Origin of the sequence: Kitasatospora sp. NPDC094019, from assembly GCF_044764505.1 — a bacterium.
GTDB lineage: Bacteria > Actinomycetota > Actinomycetes > Streptomycetales > Streptomycetaceae > Kitasatospora.
The window spans coordinates 137317-151495 of the sequence record NZ_JBIWIF010000015.1 but is presented as its reverse complement, the minus strand read 5'-3'; the positions used below and the strand labels follow the sequence as shown (position 1 = coordinate 151495).

The 14179-nt window shown below is 74.1% G+C and carries 14 protein-coding genes; 11 read left to right on the top strand and 3 right to left on the bottom strand.

What is annotated here, in order from left to right; translation table 11 throughout:
* Positions 1-103: 103 nt before the first annotated feature.
* From ACIQ9P_RS29065 to ACIQ9P_RS29055, 3 genes are all read left to right on the top strand, one after another.
* Complete coding sequence (locus tag ACIQ9P_RS29065; RefSeq protein ID WP_402362396.1) at positions 104-2158, top strand: FAD-dependent oxidoreductase; 2055 nt, start codon at positions 104-106, stop codon at positions 2156-2158.
* A gap of 78 nt (positions 2159-2236) precedes the next feature.
* Entirely contained in the window at positions 2237-2839 is a 603-nt protein-coding gene (locus tag ACIQ9P_RS29060) for a PadR family transcriptional regulator (RefSeq protein ID WP_402362393.1), read from the top strand.
* 92 nt (positions 2840-2931) lie between these two features.
* Entirely contained in the window at positions 2932-3702 is a 771-nt protein-coding gene (locus tag ACIQ9P_RS29055; RefSeq protein WP_402362390.1) for a hypothetical protein, read from the top strand.
* A gap of 82 nt (positions 3703-3784) precedes the next feature.
* On the opposite strand, the gene ACIQ9P_RS29050 is transcribed toward ACIQ9P_RS29055, so the two are convergent.
* Positions 3785-4318: an RICIN domain-containing protein gene (locus ACIQ9P_RS29050; RefSeq protein ID WP_402362387.1), complete on the bottom strand. Its 534-nt coding sequence runs from the start codon at positions 4316-4318 to the stop codon at positions 3785-3787.
* A 301-nt stretch (positions 4319-4619) separates the two neighbouring features.
* On the opposite strand from ACIQ9P_RS29050, the gene ACIQ9P_RS29045 reads away from it, so the two are divergent.
* Entirely contained in the window at positions 4620-5654 is a 1035-nt protein-coding gene (locus tag ACIQ9P_RS29045; RefSeq protein ID WP_402362384.1) for an ArsR/SmtB family transcription factor, read from the top strand.
* Positions 5655-5779: 125 nt separating this feature from the next.
* Complete coding sequence (locus ACIQ9P_RS29040) at positions 5780-6223, top strand: hypothetical protein (RefSeq protein WP_402362381.1); 444 nt, start codon at positions 5780-5782, stop codon at positions 6221-6223.
* A gap of 103 nt (positions 6224-6326) precedes the next feature.
* On the opposite strand, the gene ACIQ9P_RS29035 is transcribed toward ACIQ9P_RS29040, so the two are convergent.
* Positions 6327-7115 (bottom strand): NAD(P)H-dependent oxidoreductase, encoded by a 789-nt coding sequence (locus ACIQ9P_RS29035; protein WP_402362378.1) that lies wholly within the window; start codon positions 7113-7115, stop codon positions 6327-6329.
* Positions 7116-7212: 97 nt separating this feature from the next.
* On the opposite strand from ACIQ9P_RS29035, the gene ACIQ9P_RS29030 reads away from it, so the two are divergent.
* Together ACIQ9P_RS29030 and ACIQ9P_RS29025 are read left to right on the top strand one after the other, a co-directional pair.
* Positions 7213-8130: a helix-turn-helix transcriptional regulator gene (locus tag ACIQ9P_RS29030; protein WP_402362377.1), complete on the top strand. Its 918-nt coding sequence runs from the start codon at positions 7213-7215 to the stop codon at positions 8128-8130.
* A 780-nt stretch (positions 8131-8910) separates the two neighbouring features.
* Positions 8911-9561 (top strand): hypothetical protein, encoded by a 651-nt coding sequence (locus tag ACIQ9P_RS29025; protein ID WP_402362374.1) that lies wholly within the window; start codon positions 8911-8913, stop codon positions 9559-9561.
* Here the strand turns inward: ACIQ9P_RS29025 and ACIQ9P_RS29020 are convergent.
* Positions 9506-10372: a helix-turn-helix domain-containing protein gene (locus tag ACIQ9P_RS29020; RefSeq protein ID WP_402362371.1), complete on the bottom strand. Its 867-nt coding sequence runs from the start codon at positions 10370-10372 to the stop codon at positions 9506-9508. The two genes, ACIQ9P_RS29025 and ACIQ9P_RS29020, sit on opposite strands and share 56 nt — an antisense overlap.
* Positions 10373-10967: 595 nt before the next feature.
* Between ACIQ9P_RS29020 and ACIQ9P_RS29015 the strand changes: the two genes are divergently transcribed.
* The 4 genes from ACIQ9P_RS29015 (at position 10968) to upp (ending at position 14152) form a co-directional block, all read left to right on the top strand.
* The gene (locus ACIQ9P_RS29015; RefSeq protein ID WP_402362368.1) at positions 10968-11747 is read left to right on the top strand and encodes an alpha/beta fold hydrolase; all 780 of its coding nucleotides are present in this window, start codon (positions 10968-10970) and stop codon (positions 11745-11747) included.
* A gap of 132 nt (positions 11748-11879) precedes the next feature.
* Positions 11880-12572 carry a type 1 glutamine amidotransferase domain-containing protein gene (locus ACIQ9P_RS29010; protein WP_402362365.1) on the top strand — a complete coding sequence of 231 codons (693 nt, stop codon included), beginning with the start codon at positions 11880-11882 and terminating at the stop codon, positions 12570-12572.
* Positions 12573-12770: 198 nt separating this feature from the next.
* Positions 12771-13472 carry a phosphoribosylanthranilate isomerase gene (locus ACIQ9P_RS29005; protein WP_402362362.1) on the top strand — a complete coding sequence of 234 codons (702 nt, stop codon included), beginning with the start codon at positions 12771-12773 and terminating at the stop codon, positions 13470-13472.
* Entirely contained in the window at positions 13472-14152 is a 681-nt protein-coding gene (upp, locus tag ACIQ9P_RS29000; protein ID WP_402362359.1) for a uracil phosphoribosyltransferase, read from the top strand. Before ACIQ9P_RS29005 ends, upp begins: the two co-directional genes overlap by 1 nt.
* The last annotated feature ends 27 nt before the right edge of the window (positions 14153-14179 follow it).

The window sequence follows — 14179 nt, the reverse complement described above, 5'->3', positions numbered from 1 at the left end:
CGGGCTCGCCTACCGTGTGGTGGCCACCCACCCGGCGGCCGGGCCCGCCCCGGCCCCGGCCTGCCACCGGCCCGCCCCGCCCCCGCCGCCAGGAGAAGCCGCGATGACGACGACCGCCAGCACCCCGCCGCCGCCCTACCCGCACCTGCTGCGCCCGCTCGACCTCGGCTTCACCACCCTCCCCAACCGCGTGATCATGGGCTCCATGCACGTCGGCCTGGAGGAGGCCGAGAACGGCTTCGAGCGGATGGCCGCCTTCTACGCCGAACGCGCCCGCGGCGGCGTCGGCCTCATCGTCACCGGCGGCATCGCCCCCAACGAGGCCGGCCGCCCCTGGGACGGCGGCGCCAAGCTCACCACCGAGGAGGAGGCGGACCGCCACCGCGTCGTCACCGACGCCGTGCACGCCGCCGGCGGCCGGATCGCCCTCCAGATCCTGCACTTCGGCCGCTACGCCTACCACCCCGCCCTGGTCGCCCCCAGCGCCGTGCAGGCCCCGATCAGCCCGTTCCCGCCCCGCGCCCTCACCGCCGACGAGGTCGAGGCCACCGTCGAGGACTTCGCCCGCTGCGCCGAACTCGCCCACCGGGCCGGCTACGACGGCGTCGAGATCATGGGCTCCGAGGGCTACCTGATCAACGAGTTCGTCGCCGCCGCCACCAACCACCGCGAGGACGAGTGGGGCGGCTGCTACGAGAACCGGATGCGCTTCCCGGTCGAGATCGTCCGCCGGGTCCGCGAACGGGTCGGACCGGACTTCATCCTGGTCTACCGGCTCTCCATGCTCGACCTCGTCCCCGGCGGCTCCACCCTGGACGAGGTGGTCCTGCTCGCCCAGGCGGTCGAGGCGGCCGGCGCCACCATCATCAACACCGGCATCGGCTGGCACGAGGCGCGCATCCCCACCATCGCCACCTCGGTGCCGCGCGGCGCCTGGGCCTGGGTGACCGAGCGGGTCATGGGCTCGGTGTCCGTGCCACTGGTCGCCACCAACCGGATCAACACCCCCGAACTGGCCGAGCGGCTGCTCGCCGACGGCTGCGCCGACCTGGTCTCGCTCGCCCGTCCGCTGCTCGCCGACCCGGACTTCGTCGCCAAGGCCGCCGCGGGTCGCCCCGAGGCCGTCAACACCTGCATCGGCTGCAACCAGGCGTGCCTGGACCACACCTTCAGCGGGCGGATCACCTCCTGCCTGGTCAACCCGCGCGCCTGCCACGAGACCGAGCTGGTGCTCTCGCCGACCCGGCGGGCCGGGCGGATCGGCGTCGTCGGCGCCGGACCGGCCGGCCTCGCCTGCGCCGTCACCGCCGCCGAGCGCGGCCACCGGGTGACCCTGTTCGACGCCGCCGCCACCGTCGGCGGGCAGCTCGACATCGCCCGCCGGATCCCCGGCAAGGAGGAGTTCGCGGAGACCCTGCGCTACTACCGCCACCGACTGGACGAGCTCGGCGTGGAACTGCGGCTCGGCGCCCGGGTCGACGCGGCCGCGCTCGCCGCCGAGGGCTTCGACGAGATCGTGCTCGCCACCGGCGTCACCCCGCGCGTCCCCGGTCCCGACGATCTGCCCGGCGTCGACCACCCCAGCGTGCTCGGCTACCTCGACGTGCTGCGCGACGGCGCGGTGGTGGGCGAGCGGGTCGCGATCCTCGGCGCGGGCGGCATCGGCTTCGACGTCGCCGAGTTCCTCACCGACGCGGGCGACGCGCCGAGCCTCGACCCGGCCGTGCACCGTCGGCACTGGGGCATCGACGGGGACTACACCGAGCGCGGCGGCCTGGCCCGCCCCGAACGGCCCGAGCCGCCGCGCCGGGTCCACCTGTTCCAGCGCCGCACCACCAAGGTCGGCGCCGGGCTCGGGAAGACCACCGGCTGGATCCACCGCACCGAGCTCAAGCACCGCGGCGTCACCATGGTCGCCGGCGCGACCTACGACCGGATCGACGACGCCGGTCTGCACGTCACCGTCGACGGCGAGCCGCAGCTGCTGCCGGTCGACACCGTGGTGCTGTGCACCGGCCAGGAGCCGCGCCGCGACCTCGACGCCGCCCTGCGCGCCCTGGGCGTCACCCCGCACCTGATCGGCGGCGCCGACCAGGCCGCCGAACTCGACGCCAAGCGCGCCATCAAGCAGGGCACCGAGCTGGCCGCCGCGCTCTGAGCCCGGGGTGCCGCCCCCGGGACACCGCCCCGCACGAGCCACCACGGCCGCGCGGGGCGGCCCCCTAGGATCGGTGCCATGTCGCTGCCGCACGCCATCCTCACCGCCCTGCTGGAGCAGCCGTCCTCGGGGCTGGAGCTGACCCGGCGGTTCGACAGGTCGATCGGTTTCTTCTGGTCCGCCACCCACCAGCAGATCTACCGCGAGCTGGGCCGGCTGGAGACCACCGGGCTGATCCGGGCGCTCCCGCAGTCCGGTCCGGTGCGCGGGCAGAAGAAGGAGTACGAGGTGCTGCCCGCCGGACGCGCCGAACTGGCGCGCTGGACGGGCGCCGAGGACGACCCCCGACCGATCCGCGACCCGCTGCTGCTGCGGCTCCGCGCCGCCGCCGTGGTCGGCACGGCCGGGCTCGACGCGGAGCTGCGCCGCCACCTCGACCTGCACCGGGCCCAGTTGGCCCACTACGAGGCGATCGGGCGCCGCGACTTCCCGGCGGGGGAGGGGGACGGGGCCGATCCGCTCCAGTACGCGGTGCTGCGGGCCGGTGTCGGGCTGGAGTCCTTCTGGGTGCGGTGGCTCGCCGAGACCGTCGAGAGCCTGCCCCCGGCCCCGGCCCTGCCTCCGGCTCCGGGCCCCGCAGCCGGGGTCCGGTCGGTCGAGGGGTCGGAAAACCCCTCCTGACCTGCGCTTCCGTGCTCCGGGCGGGCGCTCCCCGGGGGCCGGTGGGAGACTGGACGCCTGTCCCTGCCCGACCTCATCGATCGGGGGCCCGTATGTCCCTCCCGAGACCTCTCCCCGCGCTCACCGCGGCGGCCGTCGCCCTCGTGCTGACCCTCGGCACCGCCCAGCTGGCACCGGCCTTCGCCTACGCCTCCGAGTCCGGGTCCGCCTCCACCGGGACCGCCGACACCGCGCGGACGGCGTCGGTACCCCGGCTGCCGACCGACGAGCGGCTCCGGGCCGCCCTGCTGACCGCCGCCGAGCTCGGCCCCGACTTCACCGAGATCCCGGCGGACCCGAACCCCTCCCCGGAGGCCGACGCCTCCCCGGTGGCGGGCTGCGACGCCCTGCGCGCGCTGCTGAACCGGAACCCGGCCGGCGCCTCCGCCCAAGGACCGCACCAGGAGGCGCAGTTCGACGGTCCGGACGGAAACCCGATGATCACCGAGTCCCTCACCGCCGAGGAGGCGTCCCGGCTGGACGCCGACTTCGCCACCGTCGGCGCCGCGTTCGCCGACTGCCACAGCATCACCTTCACCGACGACACCGGTGCGGCCGTGACCTTCTCGGTGTCCCCGATCGCCCTCGGCGACCGCGCCGACGCCCCCGCCGTCCGCCTCGACGGCACCCTCGCCGGTGTCCGGCTCAACGGCTACCTCGGGGTCGAGCGCCTCGGCGACGTCGCCCTCTCCTACGGGTACTTCCAGCGCGAGTCCGGCGAGTCCCAGCTCGCCTCGCTCTACTACCGCGCGGCCGTCGCCAAGGCGGAACGCACCCTGGGCGTCCAGGCGGGCGCCACCGCCGCCCCGGGCGCGGCCGTCTGACCCCGGGCGCCGCCGCCCGACCCCCGGGGCGGCCCCGGCGCACCCCGCCGGGGCCGCCCCGGCGGGATGCGCCGCACCGGGGTCAGCGCACCGTCCACGTCTGCCAGGCGTTGTCGAGGCACGTCCACATGTTGGCGGTGCGCTCGCTGCCGACGCCGGAGGCGTAGTCGTTCAGGCACTGGCCGGTCGCCGGGTGCCGGAGCACCACTCCGCCGGGCCCCTTCGGGAGGACCTCCCAGCGCTGGCCGGCCGCACCGGTGCACGCGCGCTGGAGGACCACGCTGCCGGGGTGCGCGCCGGTCGGTTCGAGACAGAGCCCGGACCTCTGCACCCGGATCTCGGTGTATCCGTCGGCGGTGTCGGTGTCGGTCCAGAACCGCTGGTTCGAGGCGTTCTTGCAGCTGAACTCCTGGAGCAGCGCGCCGTCCGCGGTGGAGTCGCCCCGGATGTCGAGGCACTTGCCCGCCGCGACATTGGCGTAGCCGTGCAGCACCGGCGCCGCCTGCGCGGGCGCGGCCAGCACGGCGGCGGCGGCGAGCACCGACCCGGCGACGACGGCGGAGCGGACGGCGGGGCGGAGAGCGGGGCGGACGGGGGACTGGCGGCTGGATCGCATGATCGGTGCACTCCCGGTCTGGTGGCCCGGACGCCCCGGCCGGGGCGCCTCGGCCGCCAGTCTCGGGGTCCGGAAGCGTTCCGCCCAAGGCCCTTCGGGTGCCATCGAATTCGGGCGTCGCAATGTCCGCGCCGTGCCACGAACCGGTCAGAGCCGGGCAACGCCCCCGTCCGGCCGGTCGGGGCCGCATACGGTGGGCGCGAGACGCGGCGGTGTCGGTCACCCGATCGGGGGACGGGGCGGGACCGGAGCACCACCACCGCCGCCGCGCCTCGCCGGGGAAGCCGACGGAAGGACCGGATTGCTGCGTATCCGCTTCACCCACGACGACCTGACCAGGGTACGGATCGCGCGGGCACCCGACCCGCTCGCGGAGACCGTACTGAGCCTGTCGCTGGTGCAGACCCGCGACGTGGGCGGCGTGGCACTGGAGGGGTGGCGCAGCAGAACCCGTAAACGCCTGCGCCCCGAACTGCGGGTGCTGTTCGAGCTGGCGACCGCGGCGGGCGCGACGGAGGCGCCGGAGGCGTTCCTGCACGTGGGCACCGGCAGCCTGGCGGACAGCCTCGAACAGACCTGGTCGTTGCCCCGGCAGCTGTGGGCGGCGGACCTGTCCGCGCTGGAGTACCTGCGCCCGACGGCGCCCCGCTGGGTCCGGGAGCTGCACCGGGGCGACCGGGAGTGGCGCGGTCTGGTCCAGCGCAGGCTCCGTGAGTACCACGCCTTCGCGGTGGCGCCGTACTGGTCGCAGCTGCTGGCTGCCACCCACACCGAGCGCACCGGGCGGGCGATGGCCGCCGTCGACACCGGACTGGACGGCCTGCTCGGCACGCTGCACCCGGACGTGCGCTGGGAGTCGCCGGTGCTGTCGGTGCCCTGTCCGGTCGACGCGGACCTCGATCTGCGGGGTGCCGGGATGCTGCTGGTCCCCACTTTCTTCTGGCCCGAGCCGATCGTCCTGACGGACAACCGGGGCCCGGACTACCCGGTGGTGCTGCACTACCCGCTGGCCCGCGACCTGGCCACCTACCGGACGGTGTGGGCGGCCGCGGCCGCCGCCTCGGTGGAGCCCGACGGCGCGCTCGTCGCCCTGCTCGGCGCCACCCGCGCCCGCACCCTGCGGGCGGTGGCCGACCCGGCGGGCACGGCCGAACTCGCGCGCCGCATCGGCACCTCGGCCGCCACCGCGAGCCACCATGCCACCGTTCTGCGCTCCGCGGGCCTGCTGACCACCGAACGCTCCGGCCCGGGCGTCCGTCACGCCCTCACCCCGCTCGGCCAGGCCCTCCTCGACGACCGCCCCACCCCGCCGACGCCCACCACCGGCACGCCCTGACGGTCCGCCCCCGCCTCCTCGTCTCCCCGTTCCCCCGGGGCCCTCCGGCGGCCCCGCCCGCCGTCGGTAGTCTGGCGGCCTGATCGGCGGCGGTGGTCCGGCCGGGGGAGGGGACGGTGGGGAGCATGATCGACGGGGAGACCGGGGCACCGGACCCGCGCTGTCCGGTGCCCCGGCCGGTCCATCTGCCGGGGGACCCGACGCCGGTCGCGGACCCCGCGCACGGACCGGTGCGCGGCTGCCTGGCGGCGATCGGAGAGTTCTTCAGGGAACTGCTCGGGGAGCTGGTGCTCGGCACCCTGCTCACGCTGCTGACCACGGCTTCCCTCACCGGCGTTCTCGTGCTGGCCGAACTCGCCCACCGCCGCGACCCGTTGCTCGCGTACGCCATGGGCGCCGCCGCCGTCCTGCCGCTGTTCCTCGGCCTGCGGCAGCTGCGCCGCCCGAGGGAGGGCCGGGGCCGCGCCGGCCGGGTCCTGGCCGCCGGTACGGCCGGGTTCGGGCTCTGGCTGGTGGCCTGTGTCGGCTATGCCTCGCTGCGCGAGGCCCTGGACCTCGCGACCTTCTGACCGGCACGGTCCCGGGCCCGACCGACCACGCCGGTCCGCCGGTCCGGCCCCCGGGTCCGCCGGCCGACCCCTGTGCGGCCGGCGTCGGCCCGGGGACCGGGGCTCAGCTCCGGTGGAGCGCGAGGCCGGTGGTGCCCGGCCGCTCCAGGCCGTCGCGCAGGCGCATGTCGCGCGCGTAGTCGCCGCCGTCGAGGCGGCGGAACGGGACCGGCTCCTCGGTGAACAGCCCGTCCAGGCGCCGCCCGTAGGCTTCCGCGACGGCCTCGAACTCCTCGGCGGACAGGCCCTCGGACCGGTACACGGCGAACGGTTCGAGGGCGGCGATGCCGCTGAACCAGAACACCCCGTGCTGCAGCGGGAACAGCAGGTCCGCCAGCGGCCCGTGCGCGCCCCGGTCGGTGAACGCGGACTCGCGGCCCCCGACGCTCACCGCGAGCAGGCCGCGCCTGCCGCCCAACGCGCCCTCGCTGTACGGCGGGGGGAGGTCCGGACCGTGGGCGAAGCCGAAGGTGAGCACCCGGTCGATCCAGCCCTTGAGGATCGCCGGCGCCGAGAACCACCACAGCGGGAACTGGAACACCACCGCGTCGGCCCGGCGCAGCTTCTCCTGCTCGGCGGCGATGTCGGACGAGAGCCGCCCGGCGCGGGTGGCCTCGTCCTGGGCGCCGAGCACCCCGAGCCGGGCGTCCGCCGGGTGGTCGGGGAAGTCGTCGGCGTCGAGGGCGGCGTGCCACTTCATCGCGTACAGGTCGGAGACCTCCACCTCGTGCCCGGCGGCCCGCAGCCGGGTGACGGCGAAGTCGGCGAGCGCGGCGGTGAGCGAGCGGGGCTCGGGGTGGGCGGTGACGACCAGGACGCGCCGGGGCTGCTGCTGCGGGGTGTGGTTGCTCATGGCTCCACCCTCGCGGGGGCGGCGGTCCGCAGCCAGGTCCCTGCTGTTCCGGCGGACTCCCGATCCTGGTAACGCGAGGGCCACCATACTGGAGCGTATGGAGACCACCGCCGCCGCTCGTTCCGCTGTTCCCCGCCCCGCGCTGGGGGAGTTCCTGCGGGCCCGCCGGGCCCGGGTCGCCCCCGAACTGGTGGGGCTGACGGCCGGCGGGCGGCGTCGGGTGCGGGGGTTGCGCCGGGAGGAGCTGGCGCAGCTGGCCGGGATCAGTGTCGACTACTACGTGCGGTTGGAACAGGGGCGGTCCACCCAGCCGTCCTTCGAGGTGCTGGAGGCGCTGGCCCGGACCCTGGGTCTGTCGGCGGCGGAGCGGCGCCACCTGGACACCCTGGCCGGCTCCCGTCGGCTCCCGCCGCCGGCGCCCCGGGTGAGTCCGCTGCTGCGCGGAATGCTGGACGCGCTGGGGGCGGGGATGCCGGCCTTCGTCACCGACCACCGGCTCGACGTGGTCGCCTGGAACCCGCTGGGTGCCGAACTCCTGGGCGGACTCGGGGAGTCGGGGGCCCGGCGGGACCGCAACCAGGCCCGCTTCCTGTTCCTGGACCCGGCCGCCCGCGCCGTCCACCCGGAGTGGTCGGACCGGGCCACCGAGGCGGTCGGGCAGCTGCGGGCCTCGGCGGGCACCTGGCCGGACGACGCGGAGCTGACCGGGCTGATCGCCGAACTGTCGGCGGCGAGCCAGGAGTTCCGCCGGATCTGGGACTCCGGCGAGGTGATGAACTGCACCTCGGGCCGCAAGCGGCTGCACCATCCGGTGACCGGGACTCTCACGCTGGACTTCGAGGCCCTGCACGTCCCGGCCGGGCCGGGCGAGACGGGCCTCGTGGTGCACGTCTTCTCGGCGGGGCCGGACCCGGGCGCGGCCGTCGCCCTGGCCCGCCTCGGCGAGGCGGTGGGCGCCGGGCGGCCGTCGCGGGGCGCGGAGGCTCCACCGCTTCCCGCCGTACCGCTACGGTGAATCCGGCAGATCGATCACGACTTGATCCGGGCCCTGTCCCGGTGACGCCGGGCGGGCCCGGAACCGGGCGGCGGGGTGGCACCGCCGGGCCCGGCGGTGCGGAGGCGGCCGCCCGGCGCCGGGTGACGCCGCATGACGTCGGAGGATGCGGGAGGGACCGGTGGACGGGCCGGGAGTGCCGGCCGGTGGCCCTCCACTGCGCGCCCGAGGGGGTCCGGAATTCACCGCGCGACGGCTGGTGAGTTTCGGCCACATGTCGTAAACCATGCACCATGGTGGATGACTGAGATTTATCGTAGCCTCGGCACGCTCGCACCTCGGTACGCCGGGACTGGGGGTCGGCCGGCGCCCCTCAGGAGGGAGCAGTATCAGACAGGCATGAACGGGGGGCATCGGAATCGTGCCTCGCGCGCCGGGTCGGTGTGAACACCGGGCCCGGTGATCGCGGGAAGCGGGGGGATTCCGGGCCGACAACCTGCCCGTTGGGGCGGACTTCACGGCCCGAGGACTCGACGGCGAACTGCTGCGGCCGATAGAAAGATAGCATCGCGTCGCGCCCGTCGCATATCCACGAGCGAATTCGTGATCGATTCCGAACGTTTCCGTGCGCCTTTGCGACGACTTTATGAGCCGTGCACAGAAGGGGGAATGTAGAATGCGCAGAGTAGGCTACTTACACACCCGGTGCCAAATTCTGGAAAGAGGGATCGGCGGTACGGGATCCCCGAAATGAGCGGGGCTCCTCGCCGTGGTCACGACGCACCCGGAATTCTCGCGGGGATGTACCGGCACCGAGGCGCCGGCCTGCTGCACCTCCAGGCCGAGCAGGACAGCGAACGCCTCATCGCCTCCATGCCCCTCCCGGACCCCTTCGACCTCGACCGCCTGGTCGGGAACCTCGCGGAGGCCAGCGGCCGGCACATCGTGCTGCGTCCGATCCCGGCGGCCCAGCTGACCGGTCTCGACGGTACCTGCGGCCTCCTGGTGAAGCACGACACCCGCCCGGTCGACCTGATCCTCCACCGCGAGGGACGTTCGCTCTCCCACGAGGTCGAGTTGAAGGTCCATCAGCTGGTCCACCTGTGGGCGGGGGACGGCGCCGGGCTGGTCGGCCCGCCCGACGTCCTGCGGGCGCGCGGGATGGCTCCGGTCGGAGGGATCCCGGCGACGGCCAGGTCCCTGAAGCGGGACGCCTTCATCGAGTTGCGCGCCGACCACGCGGCCCGGCTGATCAGTCGCCGGCGCGGGCCCGCGGCCGACCGTCCCGCTCCCGGGGCCGACCGTCCCGCCCCCGATGGTCCGGACCACCGAGCCCCGGCCGGGGCGGCGGCGGAGCCCCCCGGGCGGGAGCCCCGGCAGCCGGCGGCCGAACACCTCACTCCGGGCGCGCGTTCCCCTCGTCGGCCAAGATCTCCGCCATCGTCCCGCTGATGAAGTCCCGGAGCTGGTCCCAGGATTCCTTCGGCAGCTCCTGGCCCGCGCCGCGCGCCGCCATCACCGTGAACCGGTTCCGCACGGCCCGGGTGGAGACGATCAGCGCGTCCACCTCCGGATCTTCCTGCCGGAAGTAGACCGGGGGTACGTCGAGGGCGAGCGCCAGGGCGTCGAGCGCCGCGTCCGGCGGCTCGGCGACCTCCCCGGCGCGCAGCGACCGGACCAGGTCCTCGGTCAGCGCGGCGGAGCCGCCGCGGCGGTTCCCCTCGGCCGCGAGGTGCGCGTCCGAGGGCGCCACCCCGCCGTACACCTCGGTGCGCAGCGACTCCAGCTTGCGGGCCACCCGGGCGCCGTCGGCCGTGGGTTCCGCCGCCGGCTCCTCGGGCAGGCCGAAGGAACGCCGCTGCGCCGCGAGCAGTTCGGCCCGGGTCACCCCGTAGGCGGCGGCGAGTGCCGTCACGGCCTGCTCGGAGAGCGGCCGTCTGCCCTGCTCGGCGGCCCGCACCGGCATCGGGGAAGCGGTGTTGGTGTGGCGAGCGGTGTCGGTCTGGGTCATCCCGGCGTCGCACCGCAGGTCGGCGAGATTCGGTGGTCCGCCGCGCGGAAAGAGCTCGTCCAGGTCGGTGTCCAGGAATGCGGCAATCGTCGGCAGTCGTTCCGGCGGGGGTGCTGCCAGCCCGTTCTCCCAGCGATACACGGCGTTCACTTTCACATGGAGCCCCGCCGCCAGAGTGGCCTGCGACATTCCTTTGACGGCTCGGAGGTTGCGCAGCTTATTGCCGTCGAACACGCGGTCGGGCACGGGCATACTCCACTGGATGGGGTCTGAAAGAATGATAGTGCCCGAGCAGCGGAAGATCCCGGCATCCGGGGCATCGGCATGAGCTCGTGACCGCGGCCGGAGTTCCCCGTGGCTGCTGCCGGTGCCACTCCTCCCGCATACCGAGTGTCCGATTTGTTGGCATTAACTAATATTTCTCACCATTTGATGTCCACCTTTGACTGCTACGGGTCGAGCGGAGGATCACTCAAAGGCGATCCGAGAGCTTGACCGGATCGCTGGAAGTAGATAAATTCTCCTTCGAGTGATCGAGAGGGCAGGGGTGCGGAGGTGCCCCTTTCCCGTGCTCCGTCATGTCGTGTCCGCGTCGTCATTGGCCCCGCGCTCCGTCGTGCGGACCCGCACCATCCGTCCGGCCGCCCCGCGGCGAAGTCGGGCGGCGTTGTCGAAATCCCGCGCAGCTGCACCCGCGGAATCCGGCGGCCGCACCCGTGTGTGTCCGGTGGGGTCGGCGGAATTCTCCGTGCACATTTCCGTACGCAGGCCCGCAACGCATTTTCCGATTCCCCGGCCGGTTCCGTCGGGGTATTCCTTTCCGCATCGTCACAGGAGGCGATCCGCCATGCCCACGATCTCCGTCGGAAACTCGCGCGTCCACTACACCGTGACCGGCGAGGGGCCGGCCCTGGTCCTGGTGCACGGCGTGGGCAAGGGGGGTCAGGTCACCTTCGGGCACCTCGTCGAGGACTTCGCCCGGCGCAACACCGTCATCCTGCCGGAGCTGTCCGGCAGCGAGACCGCCGAGGACGACGGCACGGCGCTGACCGTCGAGCAGCTCGCCGACGAGGTCGCCGCCGTGATCGAGCACGCCGGGCTCGGCCCGGTGGACCTGGTGGGCTTCTCGCTCGGCGGGGCCGTCGTGGCCGCCACCGCCGCGCTCCACCCCGGGCTGGTGCGCCGCCTGGTGCCGATCGGCGGCCTGGTGAAGTCCGACCTCTACATCGAGAACCTGATCGGTCTGACGCTCAGTCAGAAGCACGACGCCAAGGCGTTCGGGCGGGTCCTGAGCACCACGGCCTTCAGCCCGCGCTACATCCGCACCCGGCCGAGTCTGAGCGACGTCGAGAACCTCGGCTCCGAGCTGAGCCCCTCCAGCGGCCGCATCCGCCAGCTGGAGCTGCTGGTCCAGGTCGACATCCGCGACATCGTCGGCAAGGTCGAGGCCGAGACCCTCGTGCTGGCCCCGTACCCGGACGCCGCCGTGCCGGCCGAGCACTCCCGCGAGCTGGCCGCCGCGATCCCCAACTCCAGCTACACCGAGATCGACAGCGGCCACATGGTGATCTTCGAGCGTCCGGACGAGCTGGTGCGGCTGATCCAGGACTTCATCCACCGCGCCTGATCCTCCGTCCGGCGGCGACCGGCCCGGCGCCCCACCCGGCCGGTCGCCGCCGGGCCCACCACTCGCCCCACACTCGCCCGATCACTCGCCCGACCACCCGCGGAGCACTCCGCGGCGACTCCAGGAGGAACCATGGCCAGGATCCTGCTCGCCGTCAGCAGTCACGACACCTTGGGGGACACCGGCAACCGGACGGGCTACAGCGTCTCGGAAGCGGCCCACCCCTACAACGTCTTCGTCGGCGCCGGCCACGAGGTCGACTTCGTCTCCGTGCGCGGTGGCGAGCCGCCGGCCGTCGTCTTCCCCGGTGAGGAGGACGACCCCGAGATCGTCGGCTTCCTCGCCGACGAGACCGTCAAGGCCAAGCTCGTGGCGACCCGCCGGGCGGCCGAGGTCGACCCCGCCGACTACGCGGCGATCTTCTACGTCGGCGGCCACGGCGCCATGTGGGACTTCCCCGACTCCCCGGACCTGGCCCGCATCGCCATGGACATCCACGGCCGGGGCGGCGTCGTCTCCGCCGTCTGCCACGGCCCCGCCGCGCTGGTCAACCTCCGGCTGCCGGACGGCACCCTGCTGGTGAGCGGCAAGCGGGTCGCCTCCTTCAGCAACGAGGAGGAGGACTCGCTCGGCCTGGTCGAGGTCATGCCGTTCCTGCTGGAGGACCGGCTGAAGGAGTCCGGCGCGCTGCACACCAAGGCGCCCGTCTACCAGGCCCACACCCAGAGCGACGGCCGGGTCGTCACGGGGCAGAACCCCGCCTCCGCCGCCCCCGTGGCGCGCCTCGTCGTCGCCGAACTCGCCAAGGCCGCCGAAGCCCGCTGACCCCGGCCGGTCCCCGCACGGCCGCACAGCCTCACCCCCGGTACCGCCCCGTACCGCCGGGCCCGCCCCGCAACGCGGCCCGCCGCACCACCGCCGTCCCCGGACGGCGCCGCTCCACCGGGGCCGTCCATGGACGGTCCCGCCGAACCCGTCGCAGACCGGCCCCGGCCAGGACCGCCGAGGCCAGAGGAGGCAGACATGTACGGACTGATCCAGGTCGCGGGCGTCATCGACCAGGCCGAGGCCGATCTGATCATCGAGGAGGGCGCCGACTGGCTCGGCTTCGCCCTGCGCCTGCCGGCCAAGAACGAGGACCTCTCCGAGGCCGACGCCGCCGCCATCGTCAAGGCGATCCAGCCCGGCAACAAGGGCGTCATCATCACCTACCTGACCGAGGCCGACGAGATCGCCGCCTTCTGCGCCGAGATCGGCGTGAGCGCGATCCAGCTGCACGGCGACGTGACCCCGGCCGAGCTGCGCAAGCTGCGCACCCTCGCCCCGGACCTCTACGTCCTCAAGAGCCTCGTGGTGAAGACGGACAACATCGACGAGCTTCGGGCCATCGTCGAGACCTCCGCCGAGTGGGTGGACATGTTCATCACCGACAGCTTCAACCCGGCCACCGGCGCCAAGGGCGCGACCGGCCTGACCCACGACTGGTCGGTCAGCGCCGAGCTGGTCCGGATCTCCCCCAAGCCGCTGATGATGGCGGGCGGGCTCACGCCGGAGAACGTCGCGGCCGCCATCGAGGCCGTCCGCCCCGCCGCCGTGGACGCCCACACCGGCCTGGAGGACCGGGCCACCCGGCGCAAGGACCGGCAGAAGGTGCGCACCTTCGTCCAGGAGGCCCGCGCGGCGTTCGCCCGGGTCGCCGCGGAGGACGGCCGGAGCGCCTCCTGATGACCACCGGGACCGAGCCGCTGCGGGGCGTGACCCGGGTGACCCACCTGGTGCCCCAGACCAACCGCCTGCGGGCCCTGCACGCGGTCGTCCGCGACCGCGAGGCCCGCCGGGAGGACTTCGTCCGCTCCGCCAACCGGATCATCCGGGGCCTGCTGGACTCCGCGCTGGACCTGCTGCCGTACGAGCCGCGCGACGTCCGCACCCCGGTCGGGCAGGTCTACCACGGCCTGGCGCCGGCCACCCCGGTCTACGGGGTGTCCGTCGCCCGGGCCGGGGACAGCATGGAGTCCGAACTGCGGCTGATGGCGCCGGAGACCAGGCTGGGCAAGATCCTGATCCAGCGCGACAAGGTCACCAAGCTGCCGCGCCTGTACTACGCGGCGCTGCCGGCCGGGATCGGCGGGGGCCATGTGCTGCTCCTCGACCCCATGCTCGCCACCGGCGGCACCGCGCTGGCCGCGATCGGCGTCCTGCGGGACCACGGCGTGCCGGAGGAGCACATCCTCTTCGTGAACCTGCTCTCCGCCCCGGAGGGGATCCGGGCCGTGCACGACCGGCACCCCGGGGTGCGGATCGTGACCTCCTCGATCGAGGAGCGGCTCAACGAGAACGCGTTCATGGTGCCCGGCATCGGCGACTTCGGCGACCGCTACTTCGGGACCGACCTCCCCGCCTGAGTGCCCTCCCCACCCGCCGGAGCGGGC